Source organism: Scandinavium sp. NPDC088450 (assembly GCF_044900545.1).
Lineage (GTDB): Bacteria > Pseudomonadota > Gammaproteobacteria > Enterobacterales > Enterobacteriaceae > Scandinavium.
Window position 1 is genome coordinate 405,686 of the sequence record NZ_JBJDNI010000001.1, and the last position, 19,835, is coordinate 425,520.

The following is a 19,835-nucleotide window of genomic DNA, read 5'->3' on the forward strand; positions in this document are numbered from 1 at the left end:
ATGTTATGGAACACATTACATTGTCATTTCCTGCCAGCCGTACCTTCAACGGCAGAGCGCTGGCAGGTGTCGTAGGCTCCGGTGATATGGAAGTGCTGTTCACCGCCGCCACCGGCGAAACGCTCAACATTGATATCACCACGTCCGTGGATAACAGCACCAGCCGCTGGAATGCGCTGTTTGATCGCCTGAACCTGACCAACGGTCTGCCTGCGGGCAAGCTGGTTATCCACGATTTCGGCGCGACACCGGGCGTGGCCCGCATCCGCATCGAACAGGTTTTTGAAGAGGTGAGCCATGCGTAACGACAGCAGTTTTATTGAATTACGGGCCCGCGAACGCGCGCATGCCCTGCTTGACGACGGCAGCTATCGCGAACTGTTAGATCCGTTCGAAGGCATCATGTCGCCCTGGCTCGCCCCGCAGGGTGTGGTGCCACAGTCTGATGACGGCATGGTGGTTGCTCGCGGCACGATCAACGGTCAGCCAGCAGTGGTTATCGCCATCGAAGGGACTTTCCAGGGCGGCAGCATGGGCGAAGTGTCCGGGGCGAAAATGGCCGCCGCGCTGGAACTGGCAGCAGAAGACAACCGCAACGGCATTCCAACGCAAGCCGTTCTGAGCCTTGAAACCGGCGGCGTGCGTTTGCAGGAAGCCAACCTCGGCCTGGCGGCGATTGCGGATATCCACGCAGCGATTGTTGACCTGCGTCGCTACACCCCGGTTGTCGGCATCATTACTGGCACCGTCGGCTGTTTCGGCGGGATGTCTATCGCCGCCGCGCTGTGCAGCTATCTGATTGTGACTCGCGAAGCGCGTCTGGGTCTGAACGGCCCGCAGGTTATCGAGCAGGAAGCCGGGATTGAAGAGTACGACTCCCGCGACCGGCCGTTTATCTGGAGCATGACCGGCGGCGAAATCCGTTATGAAAGTGGCCTGGTTGATGCCCTGGTTGGCGACGGCGTGAATGCTGTGAAAGCTGCGATGAACGAAGCCATTGCCAAAGGCGTTCCGGCTCAGCATCGCAGCGATAAGTACGCTGATTACCTGTCTCGTCTGACGAATTTCGATACCCGTCAGCAGGCCGACACCGCGCAGATTAAACAGCTTTTCGCCCGGGAGGTGAAATGATGACTCAGAGCAACAGCCGTGGCGCACTCTGGCTGGAAAAACTGGCGCCCAATGCCCCTCGTATGAGCGGCCTATGCCCGTCCGTTCAGGTGGCAGATGCCAGTCTTAACGGTGAAAACGTGCGATTTATTGCCGTGGTGCCGGATGCCAACAACCACTATCCCCGCGCGGCTAAAGGCGAAGTGGGTCTGCTGGAAGGCTGGACGCTGGCAAAAGTGGTGAATGAAACCATTGATGCCGACGCCAACAGCGACGTGAAACGCCCGATTGTGGCGGTGATCGACGTGCCGAGTCAGGCCTATGGCCGTCGCGAAGAAGCGTTCGGTATTCACCAGGCGCTGGCCGGTGCCGCAGGCGCTTACGCTAAAGCGCGTCTGGCGGGCCATCCGGTGATTGGTTTGATTGTCGGCAAGGCGATGTCCGGGGCGTTTCTGGCGCACGGGTATCAGGCCAACCGCCTGATTGCCATCAACGACAAAGGCGTGCTGGTGCATGCGATGGGGAAAGAATCCGCCGCACGTATCACGCTGCGTACCGTCGATGCACTGGAAAAACTGGCGGCCACCATTCCGCCAATGGCTTACGACGTGAGCAACTACGCCACCCTTGGCCTGCTTTCCGACCTGCTGAACCTCAGCAACCCGGATGCGCCATCGGATGCTGATCTGGCGCTGGTGGAAATCACCGTTCAAAAAGCCATTTCGGATGCCCGTCTTGACCCAACACTGAAAAACCGCCTCGGCGCGGAAAATCGCCGTAGCTCTGCCCTGGTTCGCGAAAGGATGCGCGCCGCCTGGTAACGAGCAGTCAGTAGTACGTAAAAAAAGACCTGCCGAAAGCGGTCGCCGTCGGGCGCAGCTATAGCGCCCACGGCTCAGCCGTTTTTAGAAAATTATAACCATCGCGTCAGTGTAATTTTTTTATCTTCTACAGGTGATCTATGACTTATGTAATTATTCATGCTCTTGCTCCGATTTTCGTGATCATGCTGCTGGGCTTCTTTGCCGGTAAAGCCGGAATGGTCGACAACAAAAATGTGTCGCTGCTCAATATCTTTGTGATGGACTTTGCTCTGCCAGCAGCGCTGTTCAGCGCGACTGTTCAGACGCCGTGGTCGGGTATCGTCGCGCAATCTCCGCTGATTGTGGTGTTGACGGGTGCGATGTGGATTACCTACGCGGCAATCTATTTCCTCGCGACCAGCGTCTTTAAAAAATCTCCACAGGATGCGGCTGTTCTGACGTTGACCGTTGCGCTGCCGAACTATGCAGCACTTGGCCTGCCAATCCTCGGTAGCGTGTTGGGTGAAGGTTCTGCCACCTCGCTGTCTGTCGCCGTTTCCATCGCCTGTGGTTCTGTGCTGATGACCCCATTCTGCCTGCTGATCCTTGAGCGTGAAAAAGCGCGTGCAGCTGGTGAAAACAGTGGTTCTACCCTGTCGATGCTGCCAGTGCTGATGTGGCGCTCCCTGAAAAAACCTATCGTGATGGGACCGCTGCTGGGTGTGATCCTGTCGGCTATCGGGATCAAAATGCCGGACCTGGTTCTGGCCGCAATCAAGCCACTGGGCCTGTCTGCGACCGCTGCGGCGCTGTTCCTGACCGGTGTGATCCTGTCTGCGCGTAAACTCAAACTGAACGCGATGGTTGGGATTGCGACCATCACCAAACTGCTGATCCAGCCGTTCATTGCCTGGGGCATTGTGCTGGCGTTCGGTCTGCACGGTTCTGTGGCTATCACCGCTATCCTGATGATTGCCCTGTCCGCCGGCTTCTTTGGCGTGGTGTTCGGCAACCGCTTTGGCGTGCAGTCGCCAGATGCAGAAGCGGTGCTGCTGTTGAGCTCGGTTCTGTGTATCCTGTCGTTACCGCTGTTTATTACCTTAACTTCAGGCATTTGATATGACATTCACACCGCGCCCTCACGACTTACTGTGGCTGCAAAGCCGCGATGCCCTGCTGAATATTCAGGAGGCGTGGGTGGCAAGCCAGTGGCACACCGGGCTGCCGGTCGTGGTACGGCGCGATGTGAATGACGAGAGTGATATTCCGGTTGGCGTGCGTGGCATGAAACGCGAACAACGCGCCGCCGGATGGGTGAAGGCAGCGACGGTTTCCCGCGTAATGACACCAGAAATGCTTGCCGAGCGCGAGCGTCTGCTGCACTCCCCGTTTGTCTCCCAGCAGCCGGTTCAGGCTGCTATTTTACTCACCACCTTTGCCTGGCCGTGGCACTGGGGCATTACCGGCAGCACCGGTTACGCCATCGCCACTGAAATTCCTGTTCTGCACGCTGACAGCGATCTCGATTTACTTATCCGCGCCCCGCAGCCGTTAACGCACGATGAGCTGCGTCAATGGCAGGCGCAGGTCGAAAAACTGCCGTGCCGTGCCGACACTCAGGTCGAAACGCCGTCTGGCGCTTTCGCTCTCAACGAATGGCTGCGCGAAGGACGCGTTTTGCTGAAAACCGCCACCGGCCCACGTCTGACACAGACGCCGTGGCACAGGGAGCCATGATGAAAACCCTCTTCACCTTTCCCGGCCAGGGCACTCAACGTGCCGGGATGCTGCAAAATATTCCTGACCGCGACGCTATCTTCGCCGATGTTCGTGCGGTGTTGGGCGATGAAACTGACCAGCTTGATAGCACTGACGCGTTGCAACACACCCGCGCGGTACAACTTTGCCTGCTGATTGCCGGTGTCGCCTGGGCGCGCGAATTGATGGCAAACGGGGTTAAACCCGATATCGTCAGCGGGCTGTCGATTGGCGCTTATCCTGCGGCGGTGATTGCCGGGGCGCTGGATTTCCGCGATGCCCTGCGTCTGGTGGCATTGCGCGGCGATTTGATGGAGCAGGCTTATCCGCACGGCTATGGCCTGACGGCGATTGTCGGGCTTAGGCTGAATCAGGTCGAAAAACTGATGGCAGGCAGCCACACGTATATCGCTAACCTGAATGCCGAAACGCAAATTGTGATCGCCGGGCGCGATGAAGAGATGGCCGCCGTCGCGCAGAAAGCGTTGGAAGCCGGTGCCAGTAAAGCCACGCACCTCGCGGTGAGCGTGCCGTCGCATTGTGCTCTGCTGGATGAACCTGCGGCGAAGTTGGCGAAAGCGTTTGAATCCGTGACGTTGTCACGCCCGCAGCGAGCTTACCTGAGTGGCTCGACGGGACGTGTGCTGTGGGAACCGCTGAAAATTGCTGACGATCTGGCCTTCAACATGGCCCGCACCGTGCAATGGCAGGATGCGATGGTGTCCGCCAATCAGCGCGATGCCCGTCTTGCCATCGAAATGCCGCCGGGCAGCGTGTTGACTGGCTTAACGCATCTGGCGGGCTGGCAAGGCGAAGCGATTTGCCGCGAACGTAACAGTATTGAAGTGGCGCAGCATCTGCTGAAACGCCTTACTCGCTGAGGCTTCGGGCGTACATGCGCCCTTCTGCTGCCAGCGCCAGCAAATCCTGATCGCGCTCGCGGTGGTGTGAATAGACAATCGAAATCAGCTGGCGCATCTGGTACGGCTCCGCCAGCTTCAAAAGTTGTACATCGTTCTCGTACACTTTTTTCATCCTGCCCGGGATCAGCGAAAACCCAACCCCAGCCTGCACCAGGCTTATCATCGAAAAGATGTCGTTTACGCGAGTGACGATTTCCGGCTCAAACCCGGCAATGCTGAACGCCTCCTGAAAACCGGCATACGTTGCGAACCCTTCTGCCAGCGAGACGAATTTGCGATCGGCATAGTCACGCAGATCGGCATTTTGCGTACTGTTCAGCTTTTCACTGGCGGGGGCAGCCAGAAAAATATCGTCGTGGAACAATGGGATCACATCAAATTTTGACCCGGTAAATTCCCCTTCGTTAGTGGATATCAGGATCGCATCCAGTGCGTCGTCTTCCAGCATATCCAGCAACATCTGGTTTGAGCCCATGGTCAAATCCAGCTCAAGCGTTGGACGGCGCAGCTTCATGCCCATGATGATTTTCGGCACCGTTTCCAGCGTCAATGAATAGAGCGTGCCAATACGCAGCCGCCCGCGCCCAACCCCAGCCACTTTTCGTGTTTCTTCCAGACCACGACTCATCAGGTTGATCACATCCTGGCAGTATTCCAGCAGCGTCCAGGCCGCAGGCAATGGCAACAAGTTGCGTCCTTTATGAATAAACAGCGGGCAGCCGACTCCTTCTTCCAGCGTGTGCAGCGCCCGGTGCACGCTAACGCTGCTGAGCTCCAGCGCTTCGGCCGTGCGGGCGATGTTGCCTTTACTCATAAACATCATGAACACGCTGAGTTTGCGAAAGGTGATGTCCTGGTTGATGTCGTCTTTCATCCCTTGAGCCATTATTTATTTTGCAGATGAATGATTATACGCGTATTTATTCATTTTACGTCACACTGCCGGTGGCGTGCCGATCGCACACAAGGAGAACACGATGCACTACAGGCTCACCCTGGCCGCGCTATCTGCGCTGTTTGTCGCCCATTCCGCACTGGCGGAAGCCCCGCAAAATTACCTGTATACCTCTTCCGGCGAACTGGCTGAACATCGTGCCTTGCTGGCCCGACCTGATATTCACGGCGTGCAGATAGTCTATTCGTGGAAACAGCTGGAGCCTGCCGAAGGGAAATACGATTTCAGCGCGATTGAGCAAGATTTGGCTCAGACAGACGCCCTGCATAAGAAGCTGTTTATCCAGATTCAGGATCGTTTTTTTGAAGCACAGGCGCGCAATATTCCCGCTTATCTCCAGACGTCAAAATACGCGGGCGGATTAGTGGCGCAAACCGATAACCCAGGCGAAGGCAAAGCCCCGGCACAAGGCTGGGTGGCGATGCAGTGGAACCCCGAAGTGCGTGCCCGTTATCAGGCATTATTAAGCGCGTTGGCTGAAAAATTTGATGGCAAAGTGGCAGGCGTCAATCTGCCGGAAACAGCTATCGACATCGACATGAAAGACCCGAAAAGTGGCTTTAGTTGTGAGAAGTACTTCACCGCCACGCTCGATAATATCCAGTTTGCCCGTAAAGCGTTTGTTCAGTCGCACGTGGTGCAGTACGTCAATTTCTGGCCTTGCGAGTGGAATAACGATAAGCAGTACATGTCACGCCTGTTTACCGTTGCCGCCCAGAACCGCATCGGCCTTGGCGGCCCGGATATTGTGCCTTACAAGAATGCCCAGATGAAAAATGCCTACCCGTTTTTCAACCAGTACAAAGGCAAACTGGATCTGGTGGCAATGGCGGTGCAGGAACCGACGCTGAGCTACACCAATCCCAAAACGCATAAGAAATTCACGCGTGCGGAATTTACCGATTTCGCCGAAAACTATCTTGGCGCAAATATCATTTTCTGGAGCACCCAAACACCCTGGCTGAATAAGCCGGAAAAATAACGTGCAATGTCATATATGAGCATCGGGTTTAATGGACCCGATGATTTTCCACCAGCCAATTACTGAAAACATCACTGCGCAGCGTACGTAAAAAATCAATCATCCCTGAACAGCCCATTTTCCTGATCACCGTCTGGCGGATTTGATAAACCGTTTTGGTGTGCACATTAAAATACGCGCCCATTTCCGCCATCTTTTTTCCGTCCTTGATTAAATCAATCAGGAGTCTTTCTCTGGCCGTAAAGCGCACACGTTTTTCTGCCACACTTTCCCTGCCTTTGCCGTAAGTAATGGCTGCGATAAACGCCTCCATTTCACTCACAGTTGATCTTGCGGAAAGGCGGTGAAGCGGGATATCGGTGAGGAAGTTATAAAGATACCCCTCCGTTAAGAGGATCAGGCGATGCTTGTTCAGATCGTAGCGCTGCGCCAGCACATCGGCATAATGTTTTTCAGTGAAAAAAACGTAGCGCAATGAAGGTGAATCAAAGGTCATTGTCGCAAAAATGCTTTCCAGCCCAAGCCGCAGATAATGGTCAGACAGCCAGAGATCTGCGTGCGCAAGCTGCACAGGTTTCATGCCATTCATCATTCATCTTCCGTTTTTGCAGGAAATACCAGACCCTGACGGCTACGCGAAATATTACGTGGTCAGGCGTGAAGACTCACTGTCATGTTCAAATATCGTCATTAGTGTGGCCGACGACAATTTCCAGTGTTTTACGAATTACATCGGCCTGCACAATATCGTCCGTGGTTTCCAGGGAGTGAATAAGCGATAAGATAATATTCTTATTATTAATATGCTTTCCGCTGAGCAATACGTCGCGAATAGACGCGCCAAGGACGACGGATTCTTCTGCCAATGCCTCACCCGCATGACGAAAATACTCAGACAAGGCGTTATCAGGCATTGCAGAGTAAATATCAGGTTGTTGGATCAGGGCTGTGTTCATCGGTTTCACCTTTATCAATGAATTTAGGTTGTCAGTGGAGGTTGTCTTTTCCTTGCTGGGGCGCTTTGCTCAAGCGTATTTCCCCTTTTTCCCTGTGCTCTTGTTCTGATGCGGGTGCTTCTCTGTGCGTTTTCTCCGCCAGCACGGCCTGGAGATCGGCAATAATTCGGGGGAATGCCGCGCGTCGTTGCGCGTCCAGTTCTCTGGACTCCATCGCCCCCAATTCCGCTAACAGCGAGCCTGCGCTAACCGGTGCTTTGCGTTTTAACAACGCCAGCACCGCTTCGCCAATCAGTGCATCTGTCAGGGGGTCACTTTTGCTTCTGTTCATCACGCTCAGCGCTCAAACAGCAAACCAATCAGGGCGTTGTAGTGCTTTTCTTCTTCTGTACAAGAAGCCTTCTCCAGACGGCTGAGCAATTTTGTGCACAGCGATTTACGGTTCAGGTTGCGTCCGTCAGTCAGGATCTCGACAACTATCTGGCCTAATGTCTCCTGCTGCGTAGGCATCGTGGCCTTGCTGAAGTACTGGGCGATAGCGCTTGCGGGATCGGAAAGGTAACTGTTCTGTTGCATTGTGGTCTCCAGGGCGTATCGGTTAAAGGTTAATAAGCCGTTAATCAATCCTGAAAAAATTGTACACAAAAGCTGTACAATGACATTTTTAATTTTTAACAAAAAATGCTAATGATTTATTTTCAAATGGTTAAAGGATTTAAATTGGACATTGTCTGATACTGCGTTGTACAGCTACTCACTGGCGTTTTCACCACAACGGCGAGACACAGGTCGGTCTCCTCCTTTCGTTGTAAGACTATTGTTAATTTATTGTTTTGTTTAGAAGACGTTATGGCCTCTATCTGATAGGGTTATAAGACATTTCCCGGACAGCTAACAAACCATGCTCACAACTATCATCTATCGAAGTCATCTGCGTGAGAACGTGCCGTTTAAAGCACTTGAAGGTATGGTGGCCAGCGCCAATCTCAAAAACAGACGGGCCAACGTGACCGGCATCCTGTTATTTAATGGCACCCATTTCTTCCAGTTGCTGGAAGGCCCGGAGCAGGAAGTCAAAGCCATCTATCAGACTATTTGCGAAGACGAACGCCACACTAACGTGGTGGAACTGCTCTGTGATTACGGGCCTTCGCGCCGGTTTGGCAAAGTGGGAATGGAGCTGTTTGATCTGCGCGATCACAACAAAAACGACGTATTGCAGAACGTGCTGGATAAAGGCACGTCAAAGTATCAGCTCACCTACAATGACCGCGCGTTGCAGTTTTTCCGCACCTTTGTCGAAGCGACGGAAAAAGAGAATTACTATCAGATCCCTGATGCCGACAGCTGGGATTTTATCCCTTCAGACAAGCCTCGCTATGTCGACCCGCAAAACCTGCCTGCGGATGCCGATTGCCGCTTTGCTTTTCAGCCCATTATCGACCCGCTGTCGCAGGAGATTATGTCTGTCGAAGCCCTGCTTCGTACCGCTTCAGGGGATTCACCGAAAGCCTATTTTGAGACGCTTTCAGGCGACGAGATTTATCACGCCGATTTGAAAAGCAAAGAGACCGCTTTCGCACTGGCGGCCGCGCTTCAGTTGCATGATCAGACGCTTTCCGTAAACCTGCTGCCCATGACACTGGTCAACGTCCCTGACGCCGTTCCTCGCTTATTGCAAGCGATTGAAGTCAATGGGCTTATCCCTGAGCAAGTCATCGTCGAGTTTACCGAAACGGAAGTTATCTCTCAGTTCGATGCGTTCACTCAGGCGGTGCGTTCGCTTAAAGGGGCCGGAATCAGCGTGGCGATTGATCACTTTGGTGCCGGCTCCGCCGGGCTTCTGTTGCTGGCCCAGTTCCAGCCCGACAGAATTAAAATCAACCGCGACCTTATTCGCGATGTCCACAAAAGCGGACCGCGCCAGGCCATCATTCAGGCCATTATCAAATGCTGCCTTTCGCTGGAGATCCTCGTGTCCGCCGTCGGCGTTGAGAAGCCTGAAGAGTGGATGTGGCTTGAGTCGGCGGGTATTTCTCTGTTCCAGGGGCATCTTTTTGCCGAACCTTGCCTCGACGGTATTCCTGCCGTTGCCTGGCCTGAGAAGAAAACCGCCCTCTGATCACGACGCTTACCCGGTCATGATGTTCTTCCTGACCGGGTGCTTTGCCCGCCTGACCTTCACACATTCCTATTTATATTTTGTTAATGAAACGTTGACGATTTTCTTGCTATGCTTTGACTGTTGCGCTGTACAATATTTTATAAATTGTACAAGCGCCTTCCGATTCGTTAATTTGGGCAAGGACGTGTCGGTTTCAGAGTGAGGGAAGCTATGGCCTTTTACAGTATTGGTGACGTTGCCGAACGGTGTGATATCAACCCGGTCACGCTTCGTGCCTGGCAGCGGCGCTATGGGTTGTTAAAACCCCAGCGCAGTGAAGGCGGCCATCGCCAGTTCGATGAAGAAGATATTCAGCGTATCGAAGAGATTAAACGCTGGATACAGAGCGGCGTTCCTGTCGGCAAAGTCAAAGCGCTGCTGGAAAAAACCAAAGTTCAGACCTACGACGACTGGACCTCGCGCCAGGAAGAGATGATGTCGGTGTTGCGTTTTGCCCATCCGGCTAAATTGCGCGCCAAAATTGTAGCTCTCAGTCGTGAGCACGCTGCCAGTGAACTCATCGATTTCGTGTTCGTTCCGGTACGTCAGCGCCTCAGCCTCGATCATAATACCGCGCGCATCATGTGCAGCCTGCTGGACGGGGCGCTTATCGAACACGTCGCCCTCACCTTGTCAGAAACCCGCAAAAAAGCGGGCAAAGATGCCCTGCTGATTGGTTGGGATATCGATGACCGGACTCGCCTGTGGCTCGAAGCCTGGCGCCTTTCGCAGCAAGGCTGGCACATTGCTGTTCTGGCTGAACCGCTTGATGGCCCACGTCCGGAACTCTTCCCGGGACAACAGCTTTTTGTCTGGACCGGCCTCACCCCAACTCGCCGCCAGCAAGAACTGTTGCAACACTGGCATGAACAAGGCTATTCCCTCACGTTTCACCAGCCCTGAGTACGTCGGGACACGCTCGCAGTAAATTCTCTCCACGATCAATATGTTCCTGTTACGGGCTCAAAGGCGGCTTGCGAGTCTGCTTTTTTCTGGCGATACTGTATATATAAACAGTATCACTGAGGTTGTTTATCTATGCAGTCTGTTCATCACCTTGAAGCCGATGCCGATATGGCTCTGCCCATTTTCACCGAGCGCGTTTCCTGTGGCTTTCCCAGCCCGGCGGCGGATTATAAAGACGATGCCATCGATCTGGTGAAAAGCCTTATCCAGCATCCTGCGGCTACTTATGTGCTGCGGGTTTCCGGCGATTCAATGCGAGATGCCGCCATCGTGCCCGAATCCATGCTGCTGGTGGATGCCAGTTTGCAAGCCGGTGATGGCGATATCGTTGTCGCCCGTCTGAGCAGCGGGTTTACGGTCAAGCGTCTGCGGCTGCACCCTGCTCCGCATCTGATGCCCGAAAACCCAAACTATGCGCCCATTCCCATCAATGAAGGTGACGATGTACATATTCTGGGTGTCGTCACGGCGGTGATCACCCAACCGCAGCGGCATCAGTGATAACGGCCCAGGCTCACACCTGCGGCTGATTGTTTTTTGAGCAGGTGTTTCTATACTTCTTCCAGTTTGTTGCGGCGTTGCTTTCATTCACTCCTGAGCGGGGCTCTTATGAAACTCTATCCGGCACTCTGGTTGATGTGTGTTCCCGTGGCTGCGCCTGCCCTCGCCAGCAGTTATGCCACCGGTGAGCCGACAAGGTATCAGTATGATGGTGTCTCGCTGAATGCCTCACTGGGTTATCTGGGCGGAGAGTCGAAGGAGTTTGTCTATTTTCAGGGCCAACAGGTCAGCCGCCTGGACTGGAAGCTGAAGAACGCGGCTATCATCAAAGCCGAAGCTAACTATGACGTTTTATCGTGGCTGAGCCTGAACGCCAAAGGCTGGACCACACTCGCCTCAGGCAGCGGTCATCTGGATGATTACGACTGGCAGGACCCGCATTCCAGCCATTACACCGACAGCTCCCACAGCCCGGCCACGGTCAATGAAGCCAACGAATACGACTTAAGCTTGCGCTTTTGGGCGTGGAATCAACCGAATTATAAGGTCGGCGCTATCGCGGGGTATCAGGAAAACCGCACCAGCTGGCTGTCGAGAGGCGGTACTTACGATTACGCGGGCACAGATGCCAACGATGACTACGATCCCACTCTTCCTCGTCAGAAAGGGACGTTCAATAATGAGCCCGGTGTCGGCTACCGTCAGGTGTTTAAAACGCCCTATTTCGGCCTTGTCGGTTACTATGCCATCAACCAGTTCGAGTTCAGCGGCCTGCTCAAATACAGCCATTGGGTGGATGCCACCGATCATGATGTGCATTACCAGGCTGACTCCACTTCTTCCACCAGCAGCAACAATGCCGAGCTTTGGGCCGGTGTGATGAATGCCGGTTACTGGGTCACCCCGCATACCAAAGTCTTTACCGAAGCGACCTACACCTATTACCCCAACAAACAGGGCGATGAGAAAATCTGGACGTCAAAAGGTGACTATTACAGCGAAGGCGGCGGTGGTCTCCAAAGCCGGGCCTGGAGCCTGACCGCCGGTGTGCAGTATTTGTGGTAATGCCCTTGTAAACCGCCTCCGTTAGAGATTGAGTTTGTCACTTTTTCGATATACTGCATATAAACACAGTATATCGGGATTTTCTGACCATGCTTGCCCTTGTTGACGTCAACAACTTCTACACCAGCTGCGAAACCGCCTGGCGGCCAGAGCTGATTGGTAAGCCGATCGTGGTGCTTTCCAATAGCGACGGCTGCATTATTTCCCGCTCGGCAGAAGCCAAAAAGCTCGATATCAAAATGGGTGAACCGTGGTTTAAACAAAAAGCGCAGCTGCAGAGAATGGGCGTGGTGACCTTCAGCAGCAACTATGCGCTGTATGGCGACATGAGCCACCGGGTGATGAGCGCGCTGGAAGAGTATTGCCCACGAGTGGATATCTACAGCATCGATAAGAGTAAGGCGGATGGTGTGGGCAACCACGGCATGCAATAACATGTATGGACGTAAATTCACACCCAACAACAATTGTGGTGTGATTTGAAAGCGAAACTCATCTTAAGTGAAGTCTATTTGTCATATAATCTTGGTTTTCTCTCCGAATTGAACGATATGCGAAAAGTTAAACAACATATTATTAATTATCCTTATTCCTGGCTTTGGAGTAAGTAGACCCGTCGGCTACACCGACTGTGTCCTTTTTCAGAACCAGACTTGCAGAGCAACCATATTCGGCACCAGACAGTTCATTACTCGAATGTATTCTGCAAAAATGGAATATCGACAGAGCTTCGCATTGTATTGAGTATTCCAACAATTATGGATCGGGTCCTGCTTTTCCCATATCAATGAGTGTCTGCCACCTTTGCAATTAACCATCTGTAGTTAGTCTACTATTGCCCTTGGGGGAAAAGTCATTCAGAAGTGATAACCATCCCGGTTGCGGTGACGTTAGCACTGCTCAGCTTATACGTGCTCGCAGCATCCGCTCCGCCTTTCAACCTATTAACTTTATGGTCGACATAAATAGTAAACTGGTCGTTGATATCATAAAACAGCGCCAGATCGAGATACTTCACCCTGTCGAAGCGTTGATGCTCCGGCCTGAACGCCACGGACTGGAGCCAGGCGATAGAGGGACGGAACCCCGACGCAAACTGGTACTGCGCAACAATCTCAATATTTTTTGTTTTCTGCGCCACCGTGCCATCACCAAGCGCCGTCAGGTTGTGTGTTTCCCCCCAGGTCGCCGCAAAATAGAATGACTAATTATCATATTTCAATGAAATGGCCCAGGCTTCCGCATTTTCGCTCTGATTCTCAGTCAGCCTTCTTTAATACGATCTACGACTTCGATGAAGCCTAGAAATATCGAAAAATCTTTATTTTCAGTAGTATCCTGTTCAAGTTCCTTTATAAGCAATTGCCAGATTTCACGAGGGCTCGCAGTTCCCTGAGCAAGCCCCTGCCTAAATGCGCTCCTGTAAGGCATCCACTCAGAAGAGAACAGATTGGGCCTCAGATCAGAAAACAAAGTGTCGAAGCGGCAAAATCACGCCCCAATTGCGCTGCCCTGGCCATCAATCGCTCTTATGCTTCATCATATCGGTCTTGGCTATTTCGGTTAAATTCGTCATCAAGCACCCAGTTGTGGTGGCCTTTGTTCAAAACATAAAGGCGGATACCGGAAAGCAAATCATTCGGTCTGAGCTCCCTTTGCAGAGCATCAAGAGTTTCAAGCAGAACGGGTGATACCTGAGGAACTTTACGCATAAAATACAGTTTTGTCCGAATAGCCTTCCAGCCCTCCCCCAGGGAAGACGGGTATGCAGTGCACTTGCGGCATCAACTAGGACTGAACCCATCTTCTTATCACTCCACAATCCGCTGAGTGAATTCGCCAGAATAGTTCGTGCACCGTTGGCAAGATGCATATCACCGGCGTTCCCTATGCGAACAGCAATCACGATGAACGCGCGCCGCCACGTCATCAACGCCTCATAGTCTGGTTCTGCCCCATACCCCCTCGGTCAGGCACCAAACTCACAAATACCCGAACCTGTCCACGTCGAACTGCTAAGTCCGGCAGAAAGCATTTTTAATCAACGGGGAGCAGGTCATGCCGTAAAAATAAGATGACCTAGCTTCCTGAATATAAAGTTATTTTAACTTCTTTAAAAAAACTATCTCAACCCTGCGCATTGCCATACCTCCTCTTTTACTCTATTCCTGTCAGCCCGGTTTTAACTAAAAACCAGTATCCCTTTATGCACGCAATAGTCGGTGAAGCCGTATGTTTTATTCCGAACAGTTAAATAGTAAATTTATGGAAAAAGTAGCGACCGAAAGCGACTACTTTTCGATTTTAATGTGGATTGAGCATTACGGTGGTATTGCCGCTCTTCTGGAGGCGATATCGCAGCATGGTCTCCATAATTCAGTCGCCTCGTGGCTGGAGAAGGGTGAAAACTTTACTCTCTATCCTGAGCAAATTCTCAGTATCATCAACACAGATGAACTGGATAATCTGGCCATTGAGTGCAATACCGATCTTCCCGGTGCCGCACAGTTACTTGCTTCCACCTTCCCCAGACTAGTGAATGGGTTATCCATAAAGGGTAAATTGCCACTTTCACCCGACCATGATTTTTATGCCGATGGCATTGATATTCTGTGCGGCCACTGAGCCCTCTTTGTTTTATAGAAATAACAAATCATCAAGGAAAATATAATGAGTTCAGAAGCAACTCGTACTGTCAACTCGCTCACGGCGTGGCTAGTAACCCATAAATCTATGATATTGACAGGCGTCAGTCATCTCACGATAGCGATATTGCTATTTGTGATCGGAATTTGTCTCGCGCGTATATCCGGGGAAGCCTTAAAAAAGGTACTGGTTAAGCGGGGTATTGATAATACGGTAACACAATTTTTCAGCGCTCTTTTACGCTATGCGCTGATGATCATCTTTATCGTAGCGGCGCTGCAAAGGATCGGAGTAGAAACCTCCTCAATCGTGGCGATCATTGGTGCCGCCGGGCTGGCTGTTGGTCTTGCTCTTCAGGGCTCTTTAGCTAATTTTGCCGCAGGCGTGATGCTGGTGACTTTCCGCCCTATACGTGTAGGTGAATATGCCATGGTCGGTTCCGCTGCCGGTACCATTCAGGAGATAAACATTTTCTCAACTACTCTGACAACGCCAGACAATAAAACCGTGGTGGTACCGAACGGTAAAATTATTGCCGGCGAAATCACGAACTTCACCCGTCAAAAAGTTCGCCGGGTCGATCTTTCCATCAGTGTCGCCAATTCAGCAGTGGTTTCTCAGGTAAAACAGGTGATAACTGCCGTGATTACGCAGGACCCGAGAATTATTCAAGAGAAAGGTGTAACCGTCCGCATGATGGAACTAACCCCGACGTCCATGAATTTTGTGATCAGAGTTTGGGGGCAAAACAGCCAGTACTGGGATATTTATTTTGATCTGCTGGAAAATATTAAAAATGCTCTGGATGAAAATAACATTCCAATGCCCTGGCCGCATATGCATCTCCATTTCGCAGAGAAAGCAAACTCAGAGTAGTTTCTTTTATTCAACCTGTACCAGAGATTCACCGACCCGGCGAAGAGGTAGCCGGCCAATTTACGATACCTTCAACCCAATAGCCTGACGAATGCCCGACGACTGTCGGGCATTGAGGTTTAGTCTTCCAGTCGGGCAAGTAAATCCTTTCTGGACGGCGTCCATGCGGTCAGAACTACGCCCGGAGCCTCTTTGTGACAAGTGATGTTATGAGGTTTATCAGGAGGAATGCGAATCGCCTGACCGGCATGCAAAGTGGTGACTTCACCGTTGCACATAAAATCCAGTACGCCGCTCACTACGTAGTTCACTTCCTCATGAGGGTGCTGATGCACGCTGGCAACTGCCCCTGCCGGCAGTGTCAATTCAGACACCGTCAGTTCATCGCTGTTGGTCAGGATCCGAATCGCTACATCGCCAAAATGAACGGTATCGTTGTGTTGTGTCATGTTTCACCTTCCTGTTATTTGTTGTTACTTAAACTGCGTTAATCACAAGCCACAGGCCACATAGCGCAGAGGCCGCGCCGGACAGTCTCAGCAGGCCATCACCACGTTTTACTTTCTGCAGAAAATGCGCGCCTATGGCCCCTACCAGATGAAGCGTTGCCGTCGTCGCCAGAAAACCCGCGGTATAGACAACCTTGTTTTGCATCAGTGGCATTTCATAGCCGTGGGCATAGCCGTGAAAAATGCCAAATAGCGCAGTCGCTCCCGCAGCCACCAAAAGCGGCAGACGCTGGCGAAGGGCAATCGCCAAACCCAACAACACTACCGACATGGCTACCCCCACTTCCGTCAGCGGCAGTTCGATATGCTCAAAACCAATCACGCCTCCCAAAAACATAAAACAGACAAACGCACCTGGTACTGCCCACACCGCGCGCCCGCCAATTTGAACACTCCAGGCCCCCACAGCGGTCATTGCCAGAAGATGATCAAGGCCACTGAGAGGATGCAGCCATCCGGCGCTGCTGCCTGCATGCGCCCAGGCCAACGTGGGCAGCAACATCAAGCTGCCCGAAGCCGCTCCCCCTTGCCAACGTCGTATCATGAAGCCTTCCTTTTCCCAATCGCCATCGTCACCGAGGCCCACTGGCTATCCCAGTCGGCATCCTGACTCTGCGAGGCGGTCATCTCTTCAGCACTGAAAATCCAGAATCCGGACTCGGGCAGCGCAAAAGCCACTTCCCCATGCGCATCAGTCCTGGTTTTCAGGAAATAACGCTGCTTGCCTTGAGACTGTGCTTTCACCTGCGTGCCAACGAGTGGCTTGCCATTCAGCAGCAGGCGCAGGTGGTACTGTTGCCCGGGCTTATACTGTAAAGGCTCCGTTTGTGGGATCAGTTCCAGCGGCAGCCCTACATTCCGATCAAAGCCCTCGCTGTGCCCGTCTACCAGCACAATGCTTTTTGCAAAGCGCGAATAGAGTTCACTCCCAGGTTGATCCGAATCCCCTTCTCGCTGGCGCTGCTGAATGATCTTCTCAAGCCCTTCTTCACGCAGATAGGTTTCGAACTCAGAGGCCGATAGCGTTATCTGCGCTGGATTGGTCTGCAAAGCCACCACGGTCGCGCCCGCAGATCGTGGTTTGAAATGACCAATAACGAGCGAATTGTCATGGCCACTGACCGAAAACTGTCCCTGAGCATCCCTGGCTGAAAACTCTGCAACCAGACCTGGAATGCGCGGCGTTTGCTTGCCAGGCAGCCCGCTGCCAATCCGTAGTTCGAAAAGCACCTGCGCCCCCGTATGGCTTTGCGCATCATGAGGAACCATCCAAAATTCATGGGCCTGTGCGTGACCGATCGACAGTGCAGACAGCGTAAGAGCCGAAGCCAGTAAGGTACGCCTGAGCATCATCATTTCAGCGTCACAGGGACAACGTAAGGGAAGTCCTGGCTATAACGTTTCGGGTTAGCCACCGCCTGATCGGTCGGCTGACCTATCAACAGGCTGAGCATGGCGCTCATCGCATCATCATCCATGCTGCGCCCGTTACGTTGGTCAGCGCTGAAAATAGCTTTTTCACCGACGCGATAAGTCAGCACGTCAGGTACTAACAGATTGGCAACTTTGTCGCCGTAAGCGATGGGATCTTTTTGCGAATGTGCCAGAGCACTTGCCCGTGCGGTACGCGCAGAGACAAACGGTTTCATATCGTCACTGTTTTGCGGACGGCTCTCATCATGCTCACGCTTGAGGGCGTCATTTTCGAAAAGCATGGTATGAGAGAACAGAGGATTGGCGGAATATTGCACCTGTTTCCAGCTCTCGCCGTTGTTGAAATCGGTGGTCATATAAACCTGAATAGTCTCCGCCAATAACTTATTGGGCACTTCCATGACGATGGCACCGCAATTACGCGCGGCAAAAATATTTTTACCTTGCACAGATTTCCAGACCGCAGGGTCATATTTCCCTTTAGCTAATTCAGTGCGAAAGCGGTGCAAACCTGGAGAGTTGCCGACAAAAGGATCCTGAGCCGCCCCGGTCCATATTTTGATGCCATTGCTCAATGTTGCAGCAGTATTAGTCGCAACCTGGCCCAAGGCACTGCCCGTTTCACCCACCTGGCTATCGGCCGTGGTTTCCTGGAACACCGTAACCTTACCGCTGCGATCAAACTTAAAGGTGAAGGTTTTACCTTGCTTATAATCAGACGACTCGGCGATATGAATGTTATAAAGCGCGTCAGGATTAAAGACACCAGCCTCCCCGGCCTTTGGTGAGTTATTCACTGTCATAACCAGTGCTGTATAGCCTGGGGTTCTAGCAGGAAAAACAAAATTATCCAGTTGATTAAGCGATGGATTTTTGATGGCTATAGCCGTTTCAAAATGATGGCTGGCATAGGTTTGGGGTGAAATAATTGCTGCGGCAATTAATGCGGCTAATACTATTTTTTTAGACATAAGTAAGCCTTTCCTGAATGGATAATAAAGAATAGTTAAATCGTAAAGCGGATAAATTCACTTTTAAAGAAATGAAAATCCCCACAGCGTCGAAAACGTCACAGAGAACTTCACGCTCAATAGTATTTCTGTTGACCTCATCTTTTTACATTACTCTGGACAGCGTTCAACCACACAAGGAATAAAATGTGAAATCATTCACGCAATGACTATTATCATCCGATTCTTGCGATTAAATGCTACATAATATAAAACCGCTTCCACACATTTAAAAACATTTCTCTACGCCAGATACAGGTTATGCTCACCAGAGTATTCATTCCACAAAAAGTTGATTGCTTATATTTCATCCCAATATCGCATAACGTGTTTTAACGACAGGCTTGCAACCTTTTCCTTGCGTGAGCGGTGATAATGTGCAAAGCACTTAAAACTCATTGATATCTCATCGGGAAGATTGATACCGGTAATTTTATAGAACGATTTTAGCGGTTTTATAAACACCTCAGGAATAAGCATAATATAATCGCTGCGGGAGCAAATTAAGGCCAATGAAAGCAGGTTATGGCTCTCGTATCGAATTTTTCTGTCACGCATAAAAGGCGCATCCACGTCCAGATCGGGAACGAATGAAGAAATTTGCTCTATATCAGATTTCCATCGGACATGCCCACATTTCAGCCATTGCTCCATAGTAACCTGGCCCTCAGTGATGGGATGCCCCTCTCTGGCCAGGATGCAAATTGCTGACTCCAGAAAGGGTGTAGACACGATGGAGGTATCATTGGGCAAAGCACTCCCGATATCCAGATCTATTACTTTGTTTCGTAGTTTCATTATCCGTTTTTCAGCATCAGATTCTGCAGTAATAAATTTCGGGATAATCTCTTTTTGTAATTTGTAGAGGTAATGGATAAGCACATGCTCTATAATTGCATCGCAAGAGAGTAATAACTCCTGCTTTGAATTCTGCGTTTGCATCAGGTCCTGATACTGCTCTTGTAATTTTAGAGCCTCAGGCGTAGGCATCAGAACTTTACTTTCTTTCCTGAAGAGTTCATGTGGGTAAACTTTATACACTTGCTTTAAGCTATAGCTTATCGTTGCTTGTGTCACTCCAATATCCTGTGCTGTTTTCGCCCTGCTCCCCGTTTTAATTAAAGAATCCACTATGCTGAGCTGTCTAACACTGAACTTATTCATATATCCCTCAAAC

23 protein-coding genes and 2 pseudogenes are annotated in these 19,835 nt (G+C 51.6%); 14 read left to right on the forward strand and 11 right to left on the reverse strand.

Annotated elements, in window-relative coordinates:
* Positions 1 to 5 precede the first annotated feature (5 nt).
* From mdcC to mdcH, 6 genes are all read left to right on the forward strand, one after another.
* Positions 6 to 305 carry a malonate decarboxylase acyl carrier protein gene (gene mdcC / locus ACI2I2_RS01870; protein ID WP_404656343.1) on the forward strand — a complete coding sequence of 100 codons (300 nt, stop codon included), beginning with the start codon at positions 6 to 8 and terminating at the stop codon, positions 303 to 305.
* Complete coding sequence (locus tag ACI2I2_RS01875) at positions 298 to 1,131, forward strand: biotin-independent malonate decarboxylase subunit beta (RefSeq protein WP_404656344.1); 834 nt, start codon at positions 298 to 300, stop codon at positions 1,129 to 1,131. The genes mdcC and ACI2I2_RS01875 overlap by 8 nt, the downstream gene beginning before the upstream one ends.
* Positions 1,131 to 1,931 carry a biotin-independent malonate decarboxylase subunit gamma gene (mdcE, locus tag ACI2I2_RS01880; protein ID WP_404656479.1) on the forward strand — a complete coding sequence of 267 codons (801 nt, stop codon included), beginning with the start codon at positions 1,131 to 1,133 and terminating at the stop codon, positions 1,929 to 1,931. Before ACI2I2_RS01875 ends, mdcE begins: the two co-directional genes overlap by 1 nt.
* 140 nt (positions 1,932 to 2,071) lie before the next feature.
* A complete protein-coding gene (locus tag ACI2I2_RS01885) occupies positions 2,072 to 3,031 on the forward strand; it encodes an AEC family transporter (RefSeq protein ID WP_404656345.1) in 960 nt (319 codons plus the stop codon).
* A 1-nt stretch (position 3,032) separates the two neighbouring features.
* On the forward strand, positions 3,033 to 3,650 hold the full coding sequence (locus ACI2I2_RS01890; protein ID WP_404656346.1) for a malonate decarboxylase holo-ACP synthase: 618 nt from the start codon (positions 3,033 to 3,035) through the stop codon (positions 3,648 to 3,650).
* Positions 3,650 to 4,552 (forward strand): malonate decarboxylase subunit epsilon, encoded by a 903-nt coding sequence (gene mdcH, locus ACI2I2_RS01895; protein ID WP_404656480.1) that lies wholly within the window; start codon positions 3,650 to 3,652, stop codon positions 4,550 to 4,552. The genes ACI2I2_RS01890 and mdcH overlap by 1 nt, the downstream gene beginning before the upstream one ends.
* Here the strand turns inward: mdcH and ACI2I2_RS01900 are convergent.
* Complete coding sequence (locus tag ACI2I2_RS01900; protein ID WP_404656347.1) at positions 4,542 to 5,468, reverse strand: LysR family transcriptional regulator; 927 nt, start codon at positions 5,466 to 5,468, stop codon at positions 4,542 to 4,544. The two genes, mdcH and ACI2I2_RS01900, sit on opposite strands and share 11 nt — an antisense overlap.
* A gap of 103 nt (positions 5,469 to 5,571) precedes the next feature.
* On the opposite strand from ACI2I2_RS01900, the gene ACI2I2_RS01905 reads away from it, so the two are divergent.
* A complete protein-coding gene (locus ACI2I2_RS01905; RefSeq protein ID WP_404656348.1) occupies positions 5,572 to 6,531 on the forward strand; it encodes a hypothetical protein in 960 nt (319 codons plus the stop codon).
* Between the two features lie 28 nt (positions 6,532 to 6,559).
* Here ACI2I2_RS01905 and ACI2I2_RS01910 read toward each other — a convergent pair whose 3' ends face one another.
* The 4 genes from ACI2I2_RS01910 to ycgZ form a co-directional block, all read right to left on the reverse strand.
* On the reverse strand, positions 6,560 to 7,027 hold the full coding sequence (locus ACI2I2_RS01910; RefSeq protein ID WP_404656349.1) for a LuxR family transcriptional regulator: 468 nt from the start codon (positions 7,025 to 7,027) through the stop codon (positions 6,560 to 6,562).
* 181 nt (positions 7,028 to 7,208) lie between these two features.
* Entirely contained in the window at positions 7,209 to 7,475 is a 267-nt protein-coding gene (locus ACI2I2_RS01915) for a biofilm/acid-resistance regulator YmgB/AriR (RefSeq protein ID WP_404656481.1), read from the reverse strand.
* A gap of 43 nt (positions 7,476 to 7,518) precedes the next feature.
* Positions 7,519 to 7,818 (reverse strand): hypothetical protein, encoded by a 300-nt coding sequence (locus ACI2I2_RS01920; protein ID WP_404656350.1) that lies wholly within the window; start codon positions 7,816 to 7,818, stop codon positions 7,519 to 7,521.
* Positions 7,819 to 7,823: 5 nt separating this feature from the next.
* On the reverse strand, positions 7,824 to 8,063 hold the full coding sequence (gene ycgZ / locus ACI2I2_RS01925; RefSeq protein WP_404656351.1) for a regulatory protein YcgZ: 240 nt from the start codon (positions 8,061 to 8,063) through the stop codon (positions 7,824 to 7,826).
* A 325-nt stretch (positions 8,064 to 8,388) separates the two neighbouring features.
* Between ycgZ and ACI2I2_RS01930 the strand changes: the two genes are divergently transcribed.
* The 5 genes and pseudogenes from ACI2I2_RS01930 to ACI2I2_RS01950 all read left to right on the forward strand — a co-directional run.
* Complete coding sequence (locus tag ACI2I2_RS01930) at positions 8,389 to 9,609, forward strand: diguanylate phosphodiesterase (protein WP_404656352.1); 1,221 nt, start codon at positions 8,389 to 8,391, stop codon at positions 9,607 to 9,609.
* Positions 9,610 to 9,822: 213 nt separating this feature from the next.
* The gene (locus ACI2I2_RS01935) at positions 9,823 to 10,554 is read left to right on the forward strand and encodes a MerR family transcriptional regulator (protein ID WP_404656353.1); all 732 of its coding nucleotides are present in this window, start codon (positions 9,823 to 9,825) and stop codon (positions 10,552 to 10,554) included.
* A gap of 135 nt (positions 10,555 to 10,689) precedes the next feature.
* On the forward strand, positions 10,690 to 11,118 hold the full coding sequence (umuD, locus tag ACI2I2_RS01940; protein ID WP_404656354.1) for a translesion error-prone DNA polymerase V autoproteolytic subunit: 429 nt from the start codon (positions 10,690 to 10,692) through the stop codon (positions 11,116 to 11,118).
* A 108-nt stretch (positions 11,119 to 11,226) separates the two neighbouring features.
* Positions 11,227 to 12,183, forward strand: a complete 957-nt coding sequence (locus tag ACI2I2_RS01945; RefSeq protein WP_404656355.1) for an omptin family outer membrane protease — start codon at positions 11,227 to 11,229, stop codon at positions 12,181 to 12,183.
* 89 nt (positions 12,184 to 12,272) lie between these two features.
* Positions 12,273 to 12,599 (forward strand): annotated as a pseudogene (locus ACI2I2_RS01950) (DNA polymerase V subunit UmuC); the annotation flags it as partial.
* Positions 12,600 to 13,036: 437 nt separating this feature from the next.
* Here ACI2I2_RS01950 and ACI2I2_RS01955 read toward each other — a convergent pair.
* A pseudogene (locus tag ACI2I2_RS01955) lies at positions 13,037 to 13,372 on the reverse strand (porin); the annotation flags it as partial.
* A gap of 1,043 nt (positions 13,373 to 14,415) precedes the next feature.
* On the opposite strand from ACI2I2_RS01955, the gene ACI2I2_RS01960 reads away from it, so the two are divergent.
* Positions 14,416 to 14,808: a YidB family protein gene (locus ACI2I2_RS01960; RefSeq protein WP_404656356.1), complete on the forward strand. Its 393-nt coding sequence runs from the start codon at positions 14,416 to 14,418 to the stop codon at positions 14,806 to 14,808.
* Between the two features lie 45 nt (positions 14,809 to 14,853).
* Entirely contained in the window at positions 14,854 to 15,705 is an 852-nt protein-coding gene (locus tag ACI2I2_RS01965) for a mechanosensitive ion channel domain-containing protein (RefSeq protein WP_404656357.1), read from the forward strand.
* A gap of 119 nt (positions 15,706 to 15,824) precedes the next feature.
* On the opposite strand, the gene ACI2I2_RS01970 is transcribed toward ACI2I2_RS01965, so the two are convergent.
* From ACI2I2_RS01970 to ACI2I2_RS01990, 5 genes are all read right to left on the reverse strand, one after another.
* Positions 15,825 to 16,154, reverse strand: coding sequence for a cupin domain-containing protein (locus tag ACI2I2_RS01970; protein ID WP_404656358.1), 330 nt, complete (start codon positions 16,152 to 16,154; stop codon positions 15,825 to 15,827).
* A gap of 28 nt (positions 16,155 to 16,182) precedes the next feature.
* Positions 16,183 to 16,758: a HupE/UreJ family protein gene (locus ACI2I2_RS01975; protein WP_404656359.1), complete on the reverse strand. Its 576-nt coding sequence runs from the start codon at positions 16,756 to 16,758 to the stop codon at positions 16,183 to 16,185.
* Positions 16,755 to 17,570, reverse strand: coding sequence for a DUF4198 domain-containing protein (locus ACI2I2_RS01980; protein ID WP_404656360.1), 816 nt, complete (start codon positions 17,568 to 17,570; stop codon positions 16,755 to 16,757). Before ACI2I2_RS01980 ends, ACI2I2_RS01975 begins: the two co-directional genes overlap by 4 nt.
* A complete protein-coding gene (locus ACI2I2_RS01985) occupies positions 17,567 to 18,619 on the reverse strand; it encodes a DUF4331 family protein (protein WP_404656361.1) in 1,053 nt (350 codons plus the stop codon). The genes ACI2I2_RS01980 and ACI2I2_RS01985 overlap by 4 nt, the downstream gene beginning before the upstream one ends.
* A gap of 339 nt (positions 18,620 to 18,958) precedes the next feature.
* Positions 18,959 to 19,822 (reverse strand): LysR family transcriptional regulator, encoded by an 864-nt coding sequence (locus ACI2I2_RS01990; protein ID WP_404656362.1) that lies wholly within the window; start codon positions 19,820 to 19,822, stop codon positions 18,959 to 18,961.
* Positions 19,823 to 19,835 lie beyond the last annotated feature (13 nt).